Here is a 22,571-nt window from a genome sequence, read left to right on the forward strand (position 1 = left end):
AACGCTCTTTGTTCGAGAGCTGGCGCCGGCCGCACTGGCAACTTGTTCAATTCACCGTCGTGGCGCCAACTCAGCGGAGCCCACAGCTTTTCGAACCGCTTGGCAATGAGTAAATAAAAAGGACAAGACGTTTTGTCTTGCCCTCACTTGTTAATCAAAGACTTTTAAGGCTGATTTGGTGGCATCAGTGGTTTGCGTTAAGCTTCCTTGAACGACGATGCGATTGGTTTCACCTTCTGTCGCAGACGCACAAGTGATCAAAGTGACCAGCGTTTTGCCTGCGACGTCATCGATCCACTGGACCTGCGTTTCATTAACAGTCGTCTTGGTGGTCACGGTGTAGGTGTAAACCTTACTCATATCAGTTAAATACAATTTGTTGCCGACTTGGACGTTTTTCAACGGTGAAAACAAAATGCCTTGATTGGTCATATAGTGCCCAGCTAACGCGTAGTTGCCTTGCCCCAACGTTTGATCCGCCTTCATGGTGCCAGCGCCTGTGGACAAGTTCTCATTGGACAAGCCTTTGAGGATCGGCAAGCGCATGTTGACAGCCGGAATTGAGATCTTGCCGATCGCGTTGCGGTAATTGGCCGTTGTTGCCGCCTTGGCCACATGTTGGACATCTAAAGCTTTCACAGACTTGAAATCAAAGTTGCCTTTAGATTTTTCGTTTTTCTTGACCGATTTGACGTCGATGGTTTGCATCGTGCGTTGTGATAAATGATCGACCACAAATAATTTGATCTGCTCATTAAATACCAACGCCAAGCCAATCAATAAACCGATGATCAACAGCACGCGCACAAGCCAAACGCGGCCTTGCTTTGCTTTTGTTTTCGCCATGAGTTACCTCCGAATAACATCATTGTACCTGATTCAATGAGCAAATACGATCAATTTGTCTGAAGCGTTAACAGAACTTTGCAAAACGATCCTTTCAGCATTCCCACGTTCTGTGATGCTTGGATACAAGTCAACACCAGCTTGAGTATAGCCCAAGGCATTCACCACCGCGATTTTATCCACATGGTAAGTGAAGGCACGGTTAGCAGCATCTGTGACTTTGAGCGCATTGCCGACTTTCAACAATTTATTTTGGACAAAAACCCCTGGGTTATGCCCAATAAACTGCGTATTTTGATGATCTGTTCCTGAAAATAACACATTGCCGCCCCAAGTTTGAGCAGTGAGCGCTGGCGCTTTGGTCACCGTCATGTTGCCTTTGATATAAGGCACTGCTGATTGCAAAAAGTAGATCATGTTGGCGCGTTGTTTCAACGCGTAATTGGCAACAACGTGTAACGCGATGGTTTTAGTTGCCACCGTGCGATCTGTGGCAATGACCTTCACGCCGATGGTTAAATTCTGTGGTGCCGCCAACACTGGTGGTGCCGTGGTCAGCGTCACTGACTGAATTTTATTGCTGGCATAGCTCGTTTTCACTAAACTCTTCAAGTTAAGCGCTGCATCAACGGGTGACGAGATGCTAGTGCTGGTGATTTTCACCGCAGCATTCACGGCCTGCGTTTGAAAACCAATGATCCCCAAGACAACCAACAAGAACCCAAGTAAAACTTTTCTCATGGTGAACACTCCCTTGTCACCACTTCGCCACCACTTACATTGTACAAGTGATATGACTAAAAACGCAACTTTTTAGTCCGAGTCGACTTCTTCAAATGGTAGCCCTTCGTCAAAGCGCACGACATGAGCTAAATCGATATGATCAGGTCCCACATCACAAGCGATTGCTAACACTTGCACACCTGCTGCTTTCGCGTTGGTAATTGCCGGTGCCAGTTCGGGAAAGCGTGCTTTGTAAATGGTCATGTCTTCGATCCCAGACAATTGCACCACAAAAATCAAATAACTGGCGATCCCTTCTTGTTGCGCCATGGTCAAGGTATGGACATGTTTCAACCCGCGCGTGGTAGGCGCATCAGGAAAGGCTGCATGTACGCCATTCGCTAAAGTCACACCTTTAGTTTCTGCAAACCATTGTGCACCGGTTGCATCAACACCAGCAAAATCTAATCGTGAATCACGCCAAGTAGTTTCTGGGTGCACCGTCAAAGGCGCTTGCATCCCTGGCAAGGTCAAACTACCATCACGCAATGCCGCATTCACCACGCGATTCGGTGCTAAGCTATCAATATTGATCCAGCGGCCATCGCGGGCAACGGCGAGAATATCATAAGGCGTTTTGCGATCAGGATTTGCTGCTTTTTTTATACTGATGTCATGTCCTGGCACTAACAATTCCTTATTACGACCGGTATTGGATAAATGGGCCAACACCACTTCACCGTTTAAGTCGACTTGCACCGTGAAGCGACTGATACGCTTGATCACCTGTCCAATTTCAACATTTTCGTATTGCATATTCCCTCCATTAAAAAAAGCCAAGACAACTTGGCTTTTTGAAAAAAATCAACGAACGATGATCACGCTAGCTTCTGCTTCACGGACGATTTCACCAGCCACATGACCGATGTGTAATTTCCCGCGGCGAATGTGTGACCCTAAAATAATCAAATCAGGCTTAAACGCTGGCAAGATCTCATCTAAGATCACATGCGCCGGCTTGCCTTCACCGATCAATGGTTGTACATCTTGCGCGCCAAAGGCTTGAGCCTTTTCCACATAGGTATTTAAATGCGCGGCAATATCGCTACGCCGGTCGCTTAATAAATCAGGCGAAAGGGATTGATAAATATTTAAGTCACCAGTTTCCAAAACCGACACAATACCCAACGGGATCGCATAGATTTTAGCCAACGTGCAAGCATAGTTGAAGGCTTTGCGCGAGGAGTCGTCGTCATCGTCGTCGACAGCCAGCAATAAGCGGTTGTAGTGCATGGATTCAACTTCAAAATCTTCTTCAGTCGCCATGGTGATGCCTCCTAGTTTTAGGTAATCCTAACAAATATCATTATACCCGCCTGCCCCACTAAAATGCAAGAGCTTACACAACTGCCTCGCGGCACGAAAATCTGTGGGCTCCGATAAAAAGCGTTCCGGCGGGCTAGTCATGGAACGCTATGACGTTCGTCGGAGCTAACTTTGCATTCGCTACGCTCATAACCGCAAAGTGGATCTCCTTCTCACTGGGCTCTAAGCGATAAATCGCTAAGAGCCCCACGGCTGATGACCAGCCCGCCTTCACGCTTTTTATCTCCGCTCACAGATTTTCTTTGTTGACGTCGCTAGCGTACAAATCAAATAGGCGGACGTTGGCCATTAATTCGAGCATCGTATTAACGTCGACATGGCGCCGATCATAGCCACCAGGTAACCGTCGGATAGCGTAGTGGAAGTGATTTGAAATGGGGACGGAAGCTGGCTGCCGATGCATATTGAGAATGTTATTAGCGACTTGTCGCTTACAACATTCCGCAGTTCGAAATCCGGCGAGTGGGGAGCGCAGCGACACATCTCGGCTAGTTCGGCTTCGGACCCTCTATATGCGTCGGCGGTCAGCTGGAGTCCCCATTTCAAATCACTGAAACGGCCACATTAAGCGTCGCCTTTGTTTTCAGCGAAGAATTGCTTGTAGCGGCCCACATAGTTGTGGAACATGTACTTCATCAAGACCCAACGCTTCAACGACATGTCTTTGTTGTAGAAGACTGTGGTCCCAAAGCGCCCTTCTTTTAACAATTCAAGCGCTTGTTGCTTGTATTCATTGTCTTTGGCATAAGTCTTAAACACAGACTTCGGGACACCCAACCATAATTGGTGCTTGGATGTATCTTGGTTGCCATAAACCGTTGGGGCATCAGCTAATTCGCCAGTGATGTAATCTTTAACTGGCCATTGCGCTAAGTTATAGCCGTTCAAGGTGACAAAGAAGCTGGAGCGACCTTGGCGAATGTTGATTTCAAACAGCTTGAAACTTTGATCGCGTTCATCGTATTTCATATCGAAGTTGGCAAAGCCGGTGAACTTGATGTCTTCAAGGAACTTTTGCATGCGATCATACACATCTTGATTAAATTCAGGAATGATCGCCACATAGTTCCCGATCGCAGCAGGCGTTGGGTCTTCAAGCAACGGATGGCCTAAGCACATCATTTTCACTTTGTGGTTCTGATCGACATAAGCGTTTAATACCCGCATGTGGGAGTCATCACCTGGTACAAAGTCTTGCAAGATCAAGTCGCTGGTGTAGCCATTGTCGTAGATTTTGGCAATGATAGTGTTGAGTTCCACTTGTGAATGAATGGTGAACGCTTTTTTGCGGCCTTCAAAATGGATCAACAACCATTCCACAGAGTTCGTTGGCTTCAACGCCACTGGGAAAGCAAATGGCGTGGAGATCTGGGCGTCTGCTTCATACATGGCTTTGGTGATGATCTTCGTCTTTGGATATGGCAGATCATATTCGTCACAAACTTGATAGAAGCTTTCTTTAGAGTTCAAGCGCTTCAACAAGTCATAATCCACGTATGGGCAGACGAAAGTTTTCTCCAGTTCTGGCTTATGCTTGGAAACCAGTTCCGCATAGCCATCCCCGCAAGCGATCAAAATCACTTTGCCGGCGCGGTCTTGATATTTCTCCGCGATTTTGTTCATGTGTTCAATAAACGTTGGATCCGAATCGAAATCTGGGATCAAATGCACATTAACGATTTTGGAAAAACGCGTCGGTGCGAGTTGCACTTTGGCATATACATCGACGACTTGCCCAGTGAGCTCATGAAAAGAACGCGCCATACCGTACACATTCATATCACTGCCTAACAGCACTGGGGTGAAACTTTGATTCTCTGACATCTATTCAGTCTCCTACTCATTTCGCCATATGACGGTTTCAAATCGCATTATACCACAGCCTTCCTGCCGCTCAAAAAAACGCCGCAACTCTACTGGGTTGCGACGCATTCTTAACCTAAATTTTATCGATGAACATGAATATTTACATTTATGCCGTCACTTCATGTTCAGAAACTTCGCCTTGCGCGATCACGTCGGCATCATGAAAAGCAATAGCGACCATGTTTTCCACTGCAGGCTTGGTGTAAAAGGCCATATGTGGCGATACGGAAACATTCGGCATTTGCAACAGCTTCAACAACCGGGGATTGTCGACTGTTTGGCCTTTTAAGTTGTCGCCGAAAATCCCGTTTTCGCCTTCGATCGAATCGATCCCAGCTGCCGCGATTTGCTTAGTTTCCAAAGCATTGATCAAGGCATCAGTGTCATCGATGGGACCACGTGCACAATTCAAGAAAATCGCTGTGTTTTTCATTTTGGCGAAGGCGTCAGCATCGATCAAATGATGCGTGGTGTCATCCAGTGGCGTATGGACGGTGACGATATCAGCGGTTTTCAACAAGGTGTCTTTGTCGACATAAGTCAAAATATCGCTGAGTTCTGGGCGCTTGATGGGGTCATTGGCAATGATGGTCGCGCCTAATGCGTAAAACAGGCGCGCAACCGCAGACCCGATCTTCCCGACGCCAATGATCCCGACAGTCAGCGTATGGATCTCATCAGCTTCTAAGCCGCCCCAAGAAAAGTCTCCTTGCAACATCCGCGCTTTTGATTCATTCAAATGCCGCAATAACAACATCGCATGGGTTAAAGTCATTTCACCAACGGAACGTGGCGAATACGCTGGGACATTGGTGACTTTAATGCCATTGTCAGCCGCAGCCTTTAAGTCAATGATGTCATAGCCGGTGATCCGCAACGCGATATGTTTGATCCCAATGGCCGCAAGCTTTGCGTAATCATCAGGTGTGCCGATCGCACCATGTTGCGCCAAACACAACACGTCGGCGCCTTTAAGGCTAGAAATATCAGCTGGGGTAAAATCATGGCTGACCGTTTCGACAGTCGCGTTGATGGCCGCGGCGTTCTTCTTGATCGCAGCTTGTTCGTCAGGACGCACAGAATACATTTGAATCTTCAAGTGACAACCTCCAAATGAGAATATGATGAGATAAGCGTACCGCTTTCACCAAATTTGTCAAGACCAACGCGCCTGGCATCTTGCAGTGATTTGAAATAGGGACTCCAGCTGACTCGCCGCTACATAGTAAACGTCCAAGCGGTTGCTAGCCGAGATGTCTCGTACGTTCGTCACTCGCCGGATCTTCCTTTGTGGAACGTACTAGGCGGTAACACCAAAGTACCGGAGGCAAGTTGACATGCTAACTGAAAGATCCGTGTCAGATTATCTGTAAGCATCAAAATAGGCTTCAAATCGTATACTTAACGATTCGAAGCCCTTAGGTTAAGGATGAATATGATGTGACATTGTGGTTATCTAAAATAGGTTGTTACCTGTGCTTTCTAAAACTTATTCACTTGTACGAAACCGACGAGTGTAAAGTTACTTGATGTGGCCATTTAACCTGGCTCAGTTTGGTGACTAACATGCACCTGAGAACATCTATGGGAAACTCATGGTTTCGCTTGGAACGTAAAGTCTTGTTATTAGACTCGCGCCTCCGTGTTATTCAGATACTTTTTACAGTGTTGGAACTTGTACCTATACATATTGGTGGATCACATGGAACTCTTGTTACTGTGGAACTGGAAAGACCTACTCTAATCGTTGTGTTGAACTGCATGTTGCACTTTCGAGCAAGTACATGAAGCTTGGAGCTGGAACTTTGCTTTCATATCCTTTCCTTAACCTTGACTAAAGTATATCATCGTTCTGCCGTTTTTGCAAGCGCTTTCGAAAAATTAATTTTGTTATTTTTCGACGGCATGATGGCCTGCACAAACCCGCGTCAGATCAACTCTTTGGTCTTCAAGCAGTGATCTGATCGCAAAAATTCCTCACGATTCGGCCTAAATTGTTAGCAATTCATTCGTGCTATACTAAAAATCAATACGAAAGGAAGGATCACTGTTGTCCACTACTCACCAAAAGTCTGGCAATCCCATGATTGTCGTGATGGTCGTCGCCTTAATGTCTTTCATGGGGGTGCTGACTGAAACATCGCTCAACGTTAGTTTTCCTGCCTTGATGCAGCAATTTCACGTGAGTTTAAGTACGGTTCAGTGGGTCACTGCAGGTTACCTTTTAACCGCAGCGCTAGTGATGTTGACGTCTGCCTACATGAAGCGGCGCTTTACCAATCGCGCGCTTTTCGTCACCTCAGCGTGCTTGTTCATCATTGGCGATATCATGTGCGGGGCAGCACCTGCTTATTGGGTGTTGTTGCTTGGCAGACTGATTCAAGCAGGTTGTGTCGGGTTATGTACCCCGCTGATGGTGAATATTATTTTAGATGTGGTGCCACGGCACAAACTTGGCACTTATTTAGGGATCGCCAATCTCATTATCTTAGTGGCGCCTGCCTTGGGGCCAACATTTGGCGGCACCGTCGTTGCCTTTGCGAGCTGGCGGATGATTTTTTGGATCCCGTTGCCATTTGCAATGATTTTATTGTTGTTAGGGCAACGTCGCATTAAACAATATACCCCGACACAACATTATGCGTTTGATTGGTTGCGCTTTGGGATCTTAGCAGCCGCATTGATCTGCCTCATTGTCGGCATCAACGCCTTAGGTGACGCACACTGGTTGACTTTCGGAGGACTGTTTCTGTTAAGCCTTATGCTAGTCTGGTGGTTTTACCGCTTATCACAACATGCCACTCGCGCATTATTTGATCTTGCCGTTTTTAAAAACCAAGCCTTTTTATTTAGCTTTTTACCTTATATCATGTTGCAATTTGCCAATGTCGGGATCAACTTCCTAGTTCCAAATTATGTGCAAGCAGTGTTCGGCGCGACGTCGTTGATCGGTGGGTTGGTGCTGTTGCCTGGCAGCTTGTTCAATGGCTTTGGCCAGCCAGTGTATGGTTGGATGCTTGATCGCTTCGGGGGCAAACTCCCGCTGTACTTAGGCGATGCCTTATTCACTTTGGCGCTTGCAAGCATGGCGATCGCAGGAAGTCGTATGGGCGTTGTCGGTGTCACCACCGCTTATATGATTTTTGCCATCGGCCGTTCAATGGCTTTCGGAAATTCAGTTGCTTACGGATTGAAGCATATGCCACAACAATTGCAAAACGATGCCAACGCCCTTTACAACACCGGCCAGCAAGTCACTGGGGCGCTTGGCACCACAGTATTAGCGTTATTAATGGGATCAGTGCATCGCAGCGGCAATACCCACGCCCAAAACATTGCCGCAGGTAGTGCGATTGCCTTCAGTTTGTTGGTGATTTTTGGGATTGGGATCTTTATCTTGTTTCACAAATTAGTCAATCTACCTGAATCAAAAAACTCGTGATTACGCATCACGAGTTTTTTTAATGACTTAGTATGCAAATACGCGCTTAGGCGTCGCCGCCCCATAACCAAAGATCCGCAGACGGCGCGCAGTGGTGTCCACTGAAACCACATAACCAGCATATTCACTAGGATCATTGATGTGACGATGCCACTTGCGGTTGTACCGAGTCGTCAAGCCGTGGCTCCAACCCATCAACGCAGAATTATTCAATAAGCTATAATGAATGCCGTTGACTGAGAAATCTTCTTCCACATGCCAATGTCCGGCGACATAAGCGATGATCTTGCCAGGATTCCCAGAAAAATCAAAACTGACCAACCCGCCAAAGTCGGGATGATTGCCACAATTCAACACCCCTTTAAGCCCATCATTGAAGGCCCGCAGTAATTCATGTAGCGGCTTTGCGTTATAACGCAAACCAGGTTTATTCGGCCGCGTCATCGCCGGCGCATGCGCTAAGATCAACACATCACGCTCCCCTGCACCTTGCAAGGCATCAGCAAGCTCTTGCAGTTGCGCCGCGGTGACGGCGAGATTTTTCTTGATGTCATAATTTTTGCGACCAGCGATCCATTTCACTGGGACGTCTGAGGTGTTTAAAGTGATCACGCGGACATTGCCATGATCAAACACACTCAATCCGTGCCGCGAAACTGTGGGGCCACCCACTTGTTGCGACATTTTCTCCCAAACCAAGTCATGGTAGACCCAAGGGTGAAAAGAGCCGGCAAAGCGGCGATTTTTTTCGGCGTATTTGTCGTTATCATCATGATTGCCGCGTGCAATGACAAAAGGCACACTGTCGGCACAATAGTCATTCACGATATTGCGCAGCCGCCACATCGTCAATACTGCAGGTTCTGAGCCATCGACCATATCACCGAGGTGGACCCGCCAGTCGATCGGCAATTCATTGGTCAACCAATGCTGTTCTTGCACATGCCAATAGCCATTGGGACCATAGAATGTCCGAGACAGCTGGGTGCGATCATGGGTGTCGGTGATCACCGCTAAATTCAACGCTGCCCCAGTAATTTGGGGCCCGACAGTTTGCGCGAATTGTTCCAAATCGCGTTTGGCAAACCTTCGAATTGAGATGTTGTGCAAATAATGCATGGGATCCTCCTATCTCACGCCACGATCACCCCGATCACAAAAGTCACCGTTAAACTGACTAGGATCATCAACAAGTTCTGAACGATCAGTTTAAACGTTTTTGTTTTCACAGGTGTTTGGGCAAACGTACGCGTGTTGCGCCATACTGGGATCGCCGCTGCTAAACTCAACAAACAAGGCCAAGGCAACAAGTTGTTGTCAACTGCGATCACGATCATCACGAAGCCGCATGCGTATAGGCTGAATAATCCGATCAACGCGCGGCGTCTGCCTAAATAATACACGATTGTGTGGCGCTTGAGGACAATATCTTCATCAAAATCGGCAATATTATTTGCCAATAGCAACGCTGCGATCGCACATTGTGGCAAACCACTGGCCACAAACACTGACATGATCGGCAATTGTTGGGCATTCACCCACACGGCGATCAACCAAATCACAAATCCCATGGTAAATCCTGAAAAGAATTCTCCAAATGGCGTCCGAGAAATTGGATAAGGTCCGCCGGCATAACCATAGCCCACCGCAAAGCTGAACAGTCCCATCACAAGCACTGGCCACCCACAACGGATCGTCAACCACACCCCAATGCCACCGGAAATCAAGGTGAAGCTGACGATCAACTGCCAAATGCGATGCGGATCTAGATGCCTTCTGCCGATGATATTGGTTTCTTGACGGAAATGATCAGAATCACTGCGACGATAATCTTGATAATTGTCATTGGCATCCACTGCCATGTTAAATAACAACATCGCGATAAAAAATCCCACTAACGCGAGCAAATCTAAGGTGTGGTAATGCCACCACGCATATAAACTCCCAAGCAAACACGGAAACACCGAGGCTGCTTTGGCTTTGAATTCCACTAACTCCAAAAAATCAGCTTTCGTCATGGTTCGCCTCACACTTTACGTGACAACACTAACTCTGCGATGGCGGTTAACCGATTTTTATTGACGCCATCTGGGAACTGCTCTAAAGCATGCAAGGCTTGTTGTTGATAAGCTAAGGCCACTTGTTGCGCCGGCGGCACCCCTAAACGCTTGATTTCAGCCATGGCTTGACCGCGAGTGGTCGCTGACTGCATCAATCGCGTCAATTCATCCCCTGCAGTCGTCAACGCATAAATGATCGGTAACGAATAAACCCCGTTTTTCAAATCTTGGTCAATGGGCTTTTGTAATTGGTCATCAGTGCTGGTGAAATCTAACACATCATCAATAATTTGAAAACTCATCCCTAAACTACGACCGAAGACATTGGCTAAATGTGCATCCACGCCGCCAAGCGTGGCCCCAACTTCAGCAGCTAATCCAAATAAAGCAGCGGATTTCCCTTGAATTTCCGTGAGATACGCCTCAACGTCAGTGGCTTTAGGGGCAAAGTTTTGCGCCAGTTCTCCCATGAAAATAGCTTTCATCACTTGGGCATGTCGCGCAAATAATAGGTCACTTTCTGCTAACAAGTTGAAATATACGGCAAACATGAAATCACCAGCATAAATTGCTGCCCGATTGCCTGCTTTAATGCCGACGGTTGGCACCCCTCGCCGTAAGTCAGCGTCATCTAACACATCATCATGTAGCAATGTCGCCAAATGTAAGGCTTCGATTGCCGCAGCTGCAGTGATCACTTGCGTTTGATCTGATTCACCAAAATCGGCAAAATCTAGTAATAGCTGGGCACGCAACATTTTCCCACCAGCTTGAATTTGCGCTTTAACCAATGCTTCCACTGGTGGCGCATCGAGTTTGACTTGGGCGAGTAATTTCGCTTGAATCGCGTTTAATCGTGCATCCATGACTGCCACCCCGAATCTAATTGCCATAAGCTTTGATAATACGTGTTGGTTTTAAGTAACGTTTGCGGTGTCCCTTGTAACAAAACGTGGCCATCAGCGATAAATACCACCTGATCCATGGCTTGCACCCCTTGCAAATGATGGGTCACCCAAATCACGGTGCGATCTTTCAACGCCGTGAAAATTGTTTGCACCAAGTCACGCTCTAACGCAGGATCTAGCCCAACTGTCGGTTCATCTAAAATCACCAACGGCTTTTGTTGCAATAAGATCTGCGCGATCGCCACCCGTTGCTGCTCCCCACCTGAAAGACTCAAACCGGCTTCTTGTAGCGGCGTCTCTAACCCTTGCGGCAAAGCTTTCACCAAGTCGGCTAATTGCACTTTTTGCAGTGATTGCCATAAGTCATCGTCGGTGGCATCAGGTCGTGCGAGTAATAAGTTTGCTTTGATCGAGGTATTAAATAAAAATGGCGCTTGGGGCAACACACTAAAAAGCGACTGTTCACGATTTTGATAATGAGACAGTGGCACCTGATCCAAGGTGATGTCACCGCTGGTAGGCGACAGCTTGCCTTCTAGCAATTCCAATAACGTCGTTTTGCCAACGCCGCTAGTGCCTAAGATGGCAACTTTTTGGCCTGCGTGCACTGCAAATGATACCGATCGCAACAGTGCATGTTCTGCTTGCGGATAGATGAAGCCGACGTGATCAAGCGTCAAGGTCTGAAACGTTGATGGCATTGGTGTTAGCGTAGTCGCTTGCAACGAGGCATTATCAAGGGCCTGCAAGCGTTCAAACTTCGCCTCATCCCCAACAACCGACACCACGCCTTCACCACCTGCCATCAATGGTTCTGCCAATGGGAAGATCACCAACACCACAGCAGCGACCCAATTGGCTAAACTTGCTGACTGCGTCAAATGCATACTCGACCACCACAACAACACCAAAGGTAACAACACGAACCACAGTTGACTGAGCAACTGTCGCTGTTGGGTGTGTTTGACGAGTTGTTGATGTTGATGTTGATATTGACGCCAAGACGCTGTGGCAACGGCGACAAATCCGGCTTCTGAATGACTTAACACCCAATCACGCTGACCTAAGATCGCATCATTCACACCGATGTAGGCATCATGTAACGATTGATCAGCCGCTTTGATCGTTGCTGCTGCCCGCATTTTATCAATGATCGGCAACACCAGCAGTTGCACCGCAAGCAGCATCGCCATCACCAACACATCTTCCCAAGCAAAATACCCAGCCAATAAACTGAGGATCACCGCTAACACCGCAGCAACGATCGTCGGCAACAAACTCCGCAAAAAGTAATTTTGTAGCTTGCCAACATCTTCTGCAAGCAATGCCATTCCTTCACCTACAGGCCGGACAGTAGTCGCCTTCATTTTGATAAAAAGTTTTTGCCGCAACACACTGGTGTAATGCAATACCCAGTTATGACTGACTAAACGTTCTAAGTATTGGGCGACCGGACGTGAGATCCCAAATAATCGCGTCAATACTACTGGTACGTAGATTGCGGCAAATAAAGGCATCCGCGCAGAAAAATCAATCAAATATCCGCTGGTGAACATCAACAACGCGGCACTAATGGCAGTGATCGCTGCTAAGCAAATCGCCAGTAGCGCTTGTTTGCGATATTGTTGCATCGCCAAACGCACCCAATTAGTTTTCGGCATCATGACCACCTCCAAGCGTTTGGACCAATTGTTGAAATGCGACTGAATGTTTCGCTAAAGCTTGCGGCGTTCCCACATCAACTAACTTGCCGTGAGCCATCACCAACACCAGATCCATTTCTGATAACCAATGTAAGCGATGTGTGGCCATGATCACCAAATGTTGATCAAACAACGGCGTCATGGTTTTCTTCAACGCAAGTTCTGTTTCGATATCTAAATGGGCTGTGGGTTCATCAAACAACCACACGGCACGGTTGGTATCTAACAAAGTCCGTGCTAACGCAATCCGCTGGGCTTGTCCTCCTGAAATTCCGCGTCCTCCGGCTCCGATGCGTGTGTTTAAGCCTTCTGGTAAACTGGTCAAAAAATGTTGCAACCCAGCGATCGTGGCCACGCGGTTGATTTGTTCACGAGTCGCCTGCGGTTGATAAAAATTGATATTCGCTGCGATCGTATCTGCAAAAATATAAGGAGATTGGGGAATATAGCTGATCTGTTGTTGCCAATCGCTTTGATTCAAAGTATTCAACGCCACACCGTTGAGATCGATCGCGCCATCAGGTGTCAAAAATCCCGCGATCGTATTTAACAATGTCGTTTTTCCAGAGCCACTGGCCCCAATGATCGCGACTTTTTGAAACCCTGATAAGGTAAATGACACTTGCGATAACGCTTGATGCCCGCTATAGCTGACTGCAAGATCTTTCACAGCTAGCGTTGAATTGGCATCCCATTGTGGCACTGGCAGCAGCGCCATTGGCGGCAGTGGTCGAACTAAGATCGCTTGCGTCGCTTCAAAAGCAGTTTTTCCATTTAATGTGGCATGGTAATCTGCCCCAAAAGCGCGGATCGGCAAAAAATATTCTGGTGCTAAGATCAAACTTAACAATGCAGGCATTAAACTCACGCGACCAGCAAGCAGATCAAGGCCTAAGAACACTGCAACCACAGCGATCGCTAAAGTGGCAAAGAAATCCATTGCAAAGCCTGATAGCATCGCAACTTTCAACACCTTCATGGTTTGTTTGCGGAAACGTTCCGATACGGTATACACCTGCTGGTCATAATCGTTGACCCCTAAGGCATCTAGTGACGCCATACCGCGCAACGCATCTTGAAAATGATTGGTCAATTTTGCAAAACCTGCATATTGTACGTCAGCTTGATCTTTTGCTGCTAAACCTAAAATCACCATAAACCCGATGATCACCGGAAAAAGCAACAACAATGCGATGCCTGCTTTTAAAGACTGCGTGCTGACCATGACAAATACCGCTATCGGAATCACCAATAGCGGTACGAGTTTGTTGAAGGTCAACGCGAGGTAGGCTTGAATCTCACTGCTGCCTGCAAGCAATTGCGTGACCACAGCGCCACTGCCGATTTCAGCAATTGCTGAAGGCCCCAGACGATACAATCGCTGTAATAAATCAGTGCGCAACTGTTCGCTTTGCGCTTGCCCAAAGCCGTCACTGAGCAGGTTCCGCGCATAAGTCGTCAACTGTCGCACAGCATAAGCGACTACAAATAATAAAACCGCTGCGCTGACGTCAGCGAAATGTTGACCCTGCCATAATCCTACGATTGCTTGGGCTAAGCCGAATGCCTGGGCAATGATGGCAAAAGCTTCAATGATCGTCAAGCCGAGTAATTGAATCAGTAATTTTTTTGCGCCTGGTAGCGCCAATAAACGTCGATCAAACATCGCAATCTCCCCATTGCGCCAAAAAACTTACGACAATTCTGGAACGCGTTTGTGAAATACCACATACGCCCAGATGAAATAGGCTAAAGCAATCGGCAACAGCACCACAGTCACGCCTGTCATGATCGTCAAGGTCAAATTCGATGCTGACGCTTGGGTGATCAATAAAGAATTAGCAGCGTCTTTGGCGATCAACACTCTTGGGAACAACCCGTTGAAAATCAACACCACCACTAATGCCAACGCTGAGCCACTGGCGATCAACGACAACCCTTCGCGATTTTTCACGATCGCGATGTGCTCGCAAACGATCGCTAACACAATCAAGCCGACGATGATCGCAGAGCTGACTGGCCGTTTCACAAAGAAATCAGTGGATAAGTATACTAAAATCGCAAACACCACAGCCCCGGCATATAACACCCAAATCAACACGCGGTTATAAGCAAGTGCGCGTGTCCGCAGCGCCCCAGTGGTTTTCAAGCGGATGAAATTAAGGCCATGCATGAAGCACATTAAGGTGACTGCAACGCCTCCGACGATCGTCAATAAGTTGACTTGTTCACCGAAGCTGGCGTAAATATCCATTTTCCCATCAATGGTCAGTGGTTGAATGATCGCCGTGAAGATCATCCCGAGCAAAAACGGTGGGATCACGCTCCCGACAAATAACGCCCAACGCCAAATGTCGCGTCCTGATCGACTTTGGGCATGCGCAGCAAATTCAAACGACACCCCACGAAGGATCAACCCAACTAACACTAAGAAAAACAAAATGTAAAATCCTGAAAACAAACTCGCGTACCACAGTGGATAAGAGGCAAACATCGCCCCGCCAGCTGTGATCAACCACACTTCATTGCCATCCCAGTGCGGTCCGATCGTCGCCACCAGTTGCTTGCGCTCCCCTTCGTTTTTGGCGAGTAACCGGGTCGCCATTCCCACACCAAAATCAAAGCCTTCCAAAACAAAGAAACCGATAAACAACACTGCTAATAACAGAAACCATAATAATTGTAATGGGCTCATGACGGTTGCCCCTCCAATGGCGTGATTTCATCGATGCCGTAATTCAACGTGCTAGGGGCATCAGGCCCTAACACCAAGTTGCGATGACTGAAGTAAACCATCACCCCACCTAATAAACTGAAGATCAACAAGTAGGCAATGTTGGAGAACCACAGTTGTCCTGCCGTGGTTGTCGCACTGATCGCATCTTCAATGGTATACAATCCATACACTGTCCAAGGATAACGACCAAGTTCAGTGATCAACCACCCACAAGTATTGATCAAAAATGGGACCCACAACGCAATACCTAGTAACCACAATAGCCAACGCTTACTTGACAACGTATTTTTCTTTGCGCGACTGAACCACAACCCTAATATCGCGACGATCGCTAAGACTACGCCGCCGCCTGACATCACCCGAAACGACCAAAACAAGGTTTTTGCTGGGACATAATAATCTTTATCTTTGCCATACTTCGCTTGCAACTCCGCATTCGCTTGATCCATGCCTTTCACGGCACCGGAAGTTTTGTGATAAGCTAACAAGCTCAACAACACTGGCACATCGAGTTGATTGGATACGGTGTGATTTTTGCTATCGATCAACTCGACGACAGTCCAAGCAGCAGGATCTTTGGTGTTTTTGTAGATCCCTTCAGTGGCAGCAAACTTCATCGGTTGATCTTTAATAATAAATTGCGTTTGCAAATCGCCGACACCGATCGCGCCAACCACTGCTACTAAGCCGACAATCAACCCTACCCGCAGCGACCTCAGATAAAATTCTTCGTGATCATGTTTCAGCAGTCGCCATGCTGCCATGCCGGCAACGGCAAAGCCGGCAGTGGTGAACGCCCCAAAGATCACATGCGGAAATTCCACCCATAATTGCGGATTGGTGATCACCGCACCAAAATCAACGAGCTTCACCCGTCCAGTGGCTTGATTGATCGCAAAGCCAGTCGGATGTTGCATAAAGGCATTCGCACTTAAGATCCAAATTGCCGAAAGCGTCGTGCCTAACCATACCAACCAAATCATCGCGGCGTGCAAGGCTGGCTTGAAGCGATCCCAAGTAAACATCCACAACCCAATGAAGGTCGACTCCATGAAAAAGGCTAACAACGCTTCGATCGCCAATGGTGCCCCGAAGATATCCCCCATAAACCGCGAATAATTCGACCAATTCATCCCGAATTGAAATTCTTGAATGATCCCAGTGACCACCCCAACGGCAAAACTCAATAAAAAGATCTTGCCCCAAAACAAGGTCATTTGTTTATATAATGGCTTTTTGGTGCGCACAAACATGGTTTCCATGATCGCAGTGACTAACGCCATGCCGATACTAAACGGCACAAAGAAAAAATGAAACACCGTGGTCATTGCAAATTGAAACCTGGCTAGCTCTAACACTGATGCTCCCATACCTGCCACCTTCCTTTTCCCCAACTATCCCAATGATGTCCCTTGACACAAAAAATAAGCGCTTACAATCGATGACATAATAATACCGCGGATACATTCAGCACCCGCGGCAAGATTCGTAAACATTTATTTGATAATCTGGTGAACCAATGGCATCACGTTCGGTTTTTGTGCGGTGATGGTGTATGCATCGCGGACCGCATCGACGATCATTGCTGGATCTTTTTCAGTGGCATAAGCCACCGCTAAGGTATCCCCGATAGAAACTGGCGTCCCCAGCTTCTTGTGCATCACTAAACCTGCAGTGAGATCTAAGTCGTCACCTTGTTGCGCACGGCCACCACCGATTTGCATCACTGCAATGCCTAATGCTTTGGTGTCGATTTCCCCAACAAAACCGGCAGCTTCTGCTTTGATCGCAACTTTTTGGGTCGCTTGTGGCAAACGTCTTGGATCATCGGCAACTCGGACATCCCCACCTTGCGCTTGGATCAATTGTTTAAACGCCCGCAAAGCGCGTCCATCACGCAAGGCATCTTCTGCCATCCCGATGCCTAGTTCTAAAGTGTCGGCGCGTTTGCCGAGCACTAACATATGTGCCGCTTGGGTCACTAACAATTGATGGACGTCTTGCGGACCACGGCCTTTTAATACCGCGATAGATTCGGCGACTTCCAGTGAATTGCCGATGGTGATGCCTAGTGGTTGATTCATGTCAGTGATCAAGGCGCGGGCTTGCACCCCATTTTGCTCAGCGATGCTGATCAAGGCATGGGCGAGTTTTTCCGCTTGATCATCATCTGACATGAAAGCACCATTGCCGCTTTTGACATCAAATAATAAGGCATTGGTACCGCTGGCCAATTTCTTGGACATGATCGACGCGGCGATCAATGGGGTTGAAGCGACAGTGCCGGTGACATCACGCAACGCATATAACCGCTTGTCCGCAGGAGCCAAGTCCGCACTGGCTTGGGTGATGGCTTGATGGATCGTTGCCACTTGATCGATAAACTGTTGGGTGGTGAGTTGGACGTTAAAGCCAGGGATACTTTCCATTTTATCTAAGGTCCCACCGGTGAAGCCGAGACCACGACCAGAGATCATGGGTACTGGGACGCCAAGGCTGGCCATCAGTGGCAATAACGGAATGGTCAACTTATCGCCGACGCCACCAGTGGAGTGCTTATCGACTTTGACGCCAGCAATGGCACTGAGGTCTAGGCGTTCCCCAGAATTCAGCATCGCTTGGGCCAGTTGACTTTGTTCTGGATCAGTCATGCCGTTAAAATAAATCGCCATTAACATCGCACTCATTTGATAATCTGGAATGTGTTCTGCGACGTAATTTTCGATCATCCAATTGATTTCTTCAGCTGTCAAAGCTTTGCGATCGCGTTTTTTGGCGATCAAGTCGACCATTCGCATGATTTTGCCTCCTATTGTGCTACACTAATTGAAATTGGAGGGTTGCCCCATGACTTCATTGTATCACCACTTGCCGAAAGTTGAATTACATTGCCACTTAGATGGGTCGCTGTCGCTTGGTGCGATCCATCAATTAGGAAAAATGGCACACATTGATTTGCCTGCAGACGATGCGGCACTTGCTCAGCTAGTTCAAGCACCACACGATGCCGAAACGTTAATGGATTACCTGCGGCCTTTTGATGTGATCCGACCGCTGTTGCAGACACCTGAAGCTTTAAAACTTGCAGCATATGATGTGGCGCGCCAAGCCGCTGAAGAAAATGTTCGCTACATCGAGATCCGCTTTGCCCCTGAGTTTTCGATGGATGCGGGATTATCCGTTGCGCAAACCATCGACGCTGTGGTCAGTGGCCTGCATCAAGCAATGGGAGAATTTGATCTGGTCGCGGCATGTTTAGTGTGCGGCATGCGCCAATCAGATCCTGCGCTGAATCAACAGATCTTTCAATCAAGCGCCAAGGTGCCAGGTTTAGCAGGCTTTGATTTTGCTGGCAACGAAGCTGACTATCCCACATCGGTACTCACCAATACGGTGAAATATGCCCAACACTTAGGCGTGCCACTGACCTTACATGCTGGCGAATGTCATTGCGTTCAAAATATTCGCCAAGCCATAGAACTAGGCGTCAAACGCATTGGCCATGCGACAGCTTTGCATGATCATCCAGAAGCCATCGCTGAATTCGTTGACGCGCAGGCCTTAGCAGAATTGTGTTTGACCAGCAATTTGCAGACGAAAGCCGCGGCAAGCTTTGACGACTATCCTTACCCAGAACTCAAGGCCGCGCATGTGCGCATGTGCATCAACACCGACAACCGTACAGTGTCCAATACTGATTTGACCCGCGAATATCAATTGTTTGCAGAACACTTCGGCACTAGCATTGAAGACTTCTTACAATTCAATCGCGATGCCTGTGCTGGGAGTTTCCAATCAAAAGCAGCCATTGCAGCGTTAGATCAGCGCCTGCAACAAGAATATGCGCAATATTTAAGTTAACAAAACAGGACCACGCAAGTTGCGCGGTCCTTTTCGTTAATGTCGATGCATCGTTAAAATCGGATAAGGCTGGCCTTGTTCATCAATCGGTGAACGACTGACCGTTTGAAAGCCCATATGCTGATAAAAGCCCACCGCATGAGGATTTTGCTCGTTAACAACGACTGAAGACACGCCGTAACGGTCAAAGGCTAGTTGCACCAGTTGTTTGCCAAGTCCCAGCCCTTGCACATCCGGATCTAAAAATAACATTTCTAGTTTGTTACCAGCGATACCCATAAAGCCGACTGGACGTGCACCATCAAAGGCAACAACTAGGATGGGGACCTGCTGTAAAGCCTGGGGCACATATTTTTGAATGTCTGCAATTTCATCGGCACTTAAAAACTGGTGGGTCGCCGTCACCGAGCGTTGCCAAAGGTCAACTAACGGCTGAATCAAAGCAGCTTCGCGATGTGAGATCACAGTTAACTTCATCGCTGACCTCTAGAAATAATCGTAAAGTTGGGTTTGATGGGGAATAAAAATATCCGACAACACGCCGATGGCATAAGCATCCCCATCAACTAACCCTAAGTTGTACAATTCGCGCAACCGCCGCACCCCAAACGTTGCTTTCACCAACTGCTGTTCGGACAAGGTGACTGCTGGGGTGCCTTTTTTCACTGACTTAAAGCTGACTTGGCCGTCATTGATCGCCAATTCCCACAAGCCGTTGTTTTCAGCAATGAAGTCATCATTGACTTGCATGATCACTGGCGCCAAATCACTGACTTGGTAAGGATAACGTTGCATAAAGTCTTTAAGATCAACGATACGCGCCATCATATAAGCAGCTGCCGAACTCTTCAACACCAAAGGCTCTGGGAATAAGTCATGCAATGATTCCGGATTACCAGTGGTATAGACAAACTTCGCAAATGCTGAGCGATGCGCCCCGACAAAACGCCCTAACGCGATCAACGCATCCAAATCATCATGCATCAATTCATGCAAGATGAAGGTATCCCCAGCGCGTTCATAAATCACGTAACCAGTGGCGCGATCACCCATCATCGCCACCGCGACTTCGCGTTGTGGATAGTGATCAGCGAGGTTCAACCACCACCAGTCAGCGCGCAACAAGCCGCCGCGCGTCGACACTTTGTTGCGATCGTAAACTTCTTGCATCGCTGGGATCGCAGCGGCAAAGCGCATGCGCTTCACTGAGATCGCGGCGTTTGGCCGTGGCACTTTCGGAAAGTCGCTGGCGTTTAATTCATGGGTGACTTGATCAAAAGCCCCTTCATAACCGAACCGGCGATAAAACGTCGCGGAAAATGGTGCCAAGTACGACAAGGTCTCACCGTTTTCCCGCATTTTAGCAAAAGCTTCGTGCATGATCGCAGTGATGCCGCCATTGCCACCAGCTTCTGGGTAGCTGGCGACATAACCAATGCCGCTCATTTTATAATTGACGCCGGCAAAGTCGACCGCAAAGTTCGTGGACAACAACCCACTTTGCAAAGGTTCGCCGATCCCCCAAGCATCTGAATGGGCATAAAGGCTAGCAAAAGCGGCATCGCGATTAGGCGATTGCGGCTTGTTAAAAGCGTAACGCGCCAGTGCATAGAATTCTGCTTCTTGGGCTTCTTGTAGTAATTGAACCGTCATCAGTTTCCTCCTTGTAAAGCGCTTTTGTAATTAGTATAGACCAATTCACCCAACTTTGCATCTTTAGAAATCTTCAAGCAACCGTTCACAAAATCATCACAACAGCTTGGAAATTCGACCACATTCACTTGGTACATTAAGATCATCGAAAGGATGAGTGCGATGTTACTGAATGAATTAGATGTGTTTGCGGCCCAACTTGAGGCGATCAATTATCCTAATATCCAAGCGCGCACCGAAGAAGGCGCAGAATTGGTGATCCACACCAATCAAAAACAGCGCGAAGACCCGGCCTTTTGGCAAAGTATTCGCGCAATTTTAAAAGCACAATTATGGGTGCCAGTGTCAAAAACTTGGCATCAGCTGTCTGATTCTGATTGGTTAACGCCTAGCCCTGCCATTTAGTAAAGGTGTGCGCCGCAACAATCAAGGTGACCATGGCATCAGGTGACAACACGCTGGCTTCAGTTTCAATATGGCAAGTGGTAGCAACAGCGCCGATCACTTCTAAGCCGAACTTGATAATGTTCAAGTCTTTTTTAGGGGCGTAGCCATTTTCAAAAACTGGTTCGTGGTTATAGGTGAAGTTGAGGTGATCTTCAGTGATCGAGCCATCCACATGGTTGACCATGACGCGATCTTCAAGTTCGGAAAGTGGCGCTTTGTCAGCCAACAAGTTTAACTTGTGATCAGATTCATGGCGATCATAGTGGCCTTGTAAGGTATCTAAGTAGGCTGCTGCTGGGTGCTTTAACACCTTTAAATAATCGACAACAGCTTGGACTTTGGTTTCTGGAAATGCGACTGATTTTGCTAACAGCGCATCTGATTGGGCTTCCAGCCAGTCAGCTAATTCACTAATGCTATATTGCTCCATGGGGACCTCCAGTTAACTTTTCTGGTAACCATTGTATCATTAAGTGCTCCAACTGTAACCCAGTGGTAACCTCAAAGCTTGTGAAAAAGATTATACTAAAGTTAGAAAGATTGAGGAGGGATGCAGTGTGACAACACCAACAAAAGAATTACCGATGTATGATGCTTTTGGGAAGCCAACCGAATTAAAGCCCAAGATCACTTACAAGTTGCGGGTGAAAAATGGTTATATCTTGGCGTTGTTGCCTGATCAACATCAACGCCGGCTCCCGAATCTTCTGGTCGATCACAAATAAATCACCTCAGCCAAGGCATATGCCTTGGCTGTTTTATTACAAGTGATTGAAAATGGGGACTCCAGCTGGCTCGTCGTACCGTCGTGAGGGTCCTCGAGAAAGCTAGCCTGGATGTCTCGCTTCGCTCGCCACCAGCCGGATCTTTCTCTGCGGTTTCTCGTAAGCGGTAAACCGCTAACGAGAATCTCACTACGGTACGACGGCCAGCTTCCGT

The 22,571-nt window shown here is 47.6% G+C and carries 21 protein-coding genes; 4 read left to right on the plus strand and 17 right to left on the minus strand.

Annotated elements, in window-relative coordinates:
* Nucleotides 1–150: 150 nt before the first annotated feature.
* From EKM92_RS07065 to EKM92_RS07090, 6 genes are all read right to left on the minus strand, one after another.
* Nucleotides 151–846 (minus strand): class A sortase, encoded by a 696-nt coding sequence (locus EKM92_RS07065; RefSeq protein ID WP_125709283.1) that lies wholly within the window; start codon nucleotides 844–846, stop codon nucleotides 151–153.
* Nucleotides 847–879: 33 nt separating this feature from the next.
* A complete protein-coding gene (locus tag EKM92_RS07070; protein ID WP_125709285.1) occupies nucleotides 880–1,587 on the minus strand; it encodes a sortase family protein in 708 nt (235 codons plus the stop codon).
* A gap of 72 nt (nucleotides 1,588–1,659) precedes the next feature.
* Nucleotides 1,660–2,385, minus strand: coding sequence for a DNA/RNA nuclease SfsA (gene sfsA / locus EKM92_RS07075; RefSeq protein ID WP_125709287.1), 726 nt, complete (start codon nucleotides 2,383–2,385; stop codon nucleotides 1,660–1,662).
* A gap of 48 nt (nucleotides 2,386–2,433) precedes the next feature.
* The gene (locus tag EKM92_RS07080; RefSeq protein ID WP_054717497.1) at nucleotides 2,434–2,895 is read right to left on the minus strand and encodes a universal stress protein; all 462 of its coding nucleotides are present in this window, start codon (nucleotides 2,893–2,895) and stop codon (nucleotides 2,434–2,436) included.
* A gap of 624 nt (nucleotides 2,896–3,519) precedes the next feature.
* The gene (locus EKM92_RS07085) at nucleotides 3,520–4,779 is read right to left on the minus strand and encodes a carboxylate--amine ligase (protein WP_125709288.1); all 1,260 of its coding nucleotides are present in this window, start codon (nucleotides 4,777–4,779) and stop codon (nucleotides 3,520–3,522) included.
* Nucleotides 4,780–4,927: 148 nt separating this feature from the next.
* Nucleotides 4,928–5,908 carry an NAD(P)-dependent oxidoreductase gene (locus EKM92_RS07090; RefSeq protein ID WP_125709492.1) on the minus strand — a complete coding sequence of 327 codons (981 nt, stop codon included), beginning with the start codon at nucleotides 5,906–5,908 and terminating at the stop codon, nucleotides 4,928–4,930.
* 996 nt (nucleotides 5,909–6,904) lie between these two features.
* Between EKM92_RS07090 and EKM92_RS07095 the strand changes: the two genes are divergently transcribed.
* Nucleotides 6,905–8,263, plus strand: a complete 1,359-nt coding sequence (locus tag EKM92_RS07095) for an MFS transporter (RefSeq protein ID WP_125709494.1) — start codon at nucleotides 6,905–6,907, stop codon at nucleotides 8,261–8,263.
* A 27-nt stretch (nucleotides 8,264–8,290) separates the two neighbouring features.
* Here the strand turns inward: EKM92_RS07095 and EKM92_RS07100 are convergent, their stop codons facing one another.
* The 8 genes from EKM92_RS07100 to EKM92_RS07135 all read right to left on the minus strand — a co-directional run bounded on the left by EKM92_RS07100 (nucleotide 8,291) and on the right by EKM92_RS07135 (nucleotide 18,469).
* Nucleotides 8,291–9,382 carry a metallophosphoesterase family protein gene (locus EKM92_RS07100; protein ID WP_191988949.1) on the minus strand — a complete coding sequence of 364 codons (1,092 nt, stop codon included), beginning with the start codon at nucleotides 9,380–9,382 and terminating at the stop codon, nucleotides 8,291–8,293.
* Nucleotides 9,383–9,396: 14 nt separating this feature from the next.
* Nucleotides 9,397–10,281 carry a 1,4-dihydroxy-2-naphthoate polyprenyltransferase gene (locus EKM92_RS07105; RefSeq protein ID WP_125709290.1) on the minus strand — a complete coding sequence of 295 codons (885 nt, stop codon included), beginning with the start codon at nucleotides 10,279–10,281 and terminating at the stop codon, nucleotides 9,397–9,399.
* 8 nt (nucleotides 10,282–10,289) lie between these two features.
* On the minus strand, nucleotides 10,290–11,189 hold the full coding sequence (locus tag EKM92_RS07110) for a polyprenyl synthetase family protein (RefSeq protein ID WP_164509926.1): 900 nt from the start codon (nucleotides 11,187–11,189) through the stop codon (nucleotides 10,290–10,292).
* Nucleotides 11,174–12,895, minus strand: a complete 1,722-nt coding sequence (cydC, locus tag EKM92_RS07115; RefSeq protein ID WP_125709294.1) for a thiol reductant ABC exporter subunit CydC — start codon at nucleotides 12,893–12,895, stop codon at nucleotides 11,174–11,176. The genes EKM92_RS07110 and cydC overlap by 16 nt, the downstream gene beginning before the upstream one ends.
* Nucleotides 12,879–14,600 (minus strand): thiol reductant ABC exporter subunit CydD, encoded by a 1,722-nt coding sequence (cydD, locus tag EKM92_RS07120; RefSeq protein WP_125709296.1) that lies wholly within the window; start codon nucleotides 14,598–14,600, stop codon nucleotides 12,879–12,881. Before cydD ends, cydC begins: the two co-directional genes overlap by 17 nt.
* A gap of 27 nt (nucleotides 14,601–14,627) precedes the next feature.
* Entirely contained in the window at nucleotides 14,628–15,629 is a 1,002-nt protein-coding gene (gene cydB / locus EKM92_RS07125; protein ID WP_125709299.1) for a cytochrome d ubiquinol oxidase subunit II, read from the minus strand.
* Nucleotides 15,626–17,041, minus strand: a complete 1,416-nt coding sequence (locus tag EKM92_RS07130) for a cytochrome ubiquinol oxidase subunit I (protein WP_125709300.1) — start codon at nucleotides 17,039–17,041, stop codon at nucleotides 15,626–15,628. Before EKM92_RS07130 ends, cydB begins: the two co-directional genes overlap by 4 nt.
* Before the next feature lie 126 nt (nucleotides 17,042–17,167).
* Nucleotides 17,168–18,469 carry a thymidine phosphorylase gene (locus EKM92_RS07135; protein WP_125709302.1) on the minus strand — a complete coding sequence of 434 codons (1,302 nt, stop codon included), beginning with the start codon at nucleotides 18,467–18,469 and terminating at the stop codon, nucleotides 17,168–17,170.
* Between the two features lie 49 nt (nucleotides 18,470–18,518).
* Here EKM92_RS07135 and add point away from each other — a divergent pair, with 49 nt between their 5' ends.
* Nucleotides 18,519–19,532 (plus strand): adenosine deaminase, encoded by a 1,014-nt coding sequence (gene add, locus EKM92_RS07140; RefSeq protein WP_125709304.1) that lies wholly within the window; start codon nucleotides 18,519–18,521, stop codon nucleotides 19,530–19,532.
* A gap of 36 nt (nucleotides 19,533–19,568) precedes the next feature.
* On the opposite strand, the gene EKM92_RS07145 is transcribed toward add, so the two are convergent.
* Together EKM92_RS07145 and EKM92_RS07150 are read right to left on the minus strand one after the other, a co-directional pair.
* Nucleotides 19,569–20,009 carry an acetyltransferase gene (locus tag EKM92_RS07145; protein ID WP_125709305.1) on the minus strand — a complete coding sequence of 147 codons (441 nt, stop codon included), beginning with the start codon at nucleotides 20,007–20,009 and terminating at the stop codon, nucleotides 19,569–19,571.
* 9 nt (nucleotides 20,010–20,018) lie between these two features.
* The gene (locus tag EKM92_RS07150; RefSeq protein ID WP_125709307.1) at nucleotides 20,019–21,185 is read right to left on the minus strand and encodes a GNAT family N-acetyltransferase; all 1,167 of its coding nucleotides are present in this window, start codon (nucleotides 21,183–21,185) and stop codon (nucleotides 20,019–20,021) included.
* A gap of 162 nt (nucleotides 21,186–21,347) precedes the next feature.
* Between EKM92_RS07150 and EKM92_RS07155 the strand changes: the two genes are divergently transcribed.
* Complete coding sequence (locus EKM92_RS07155; RefSeq protein ID WP_125709309.1) at nucleotides 21,348–21,590, plus strand: hypothetical protein; 243 nt, start codon at nucleotides 21,348–21,350, stop codon at nucleotides 21,588–21,590.
* On the opposite strand, the gene EKM92_RS07160 is transcribed toward EKM92_RS07155, so the two are convergent.
* Complete coding sequence (locus EKM92_RS07160; protein WP_125709311.1) at nucleotides 21,574–22,062, minus strand: hypothetical protein; 489 nt, start codon at nucleotides 22,060–22,062, stop codon at nucleotides 21,574–21,576. The genes EKM92_RS07155 and EKM92_RS07160 overlap by 17 nt on opposite strands.
* A 127-nt stretch (nucleotides 22,063–22,189) precedes the next feature.
* Between EKM92_RS07160 and EKM92_RS13595 the strand changes: the two genes are divergently transcribed.
* Nucleotides 22,190–22,357 carry a hypothetical protein gene (locus tag EKM92_RS13595; RefSeq protein WP_164509925.1) on the plus strand — a complete coding sequence of 56 codons (168 nt, stop codon included), beginning with the start codon at nucleotides 22,190–22,192 and terminating at the stop codon, nucleotides 22,355–22,357.
* Nucleotides 22,358–22,571: the final 214 nt, after the last annotated feature.

It is taken from the genome of Lacticaseibacillus porcinae (assembly GCF_003946305.1).
GTDB classification, from domain to species: domain Bacteria; phylum Bacillota; class Bacilli; order Lactobacillales; family Lactobacillaceae; genus Lacticaseibacillus; species Lacticaseibacillus porcinae.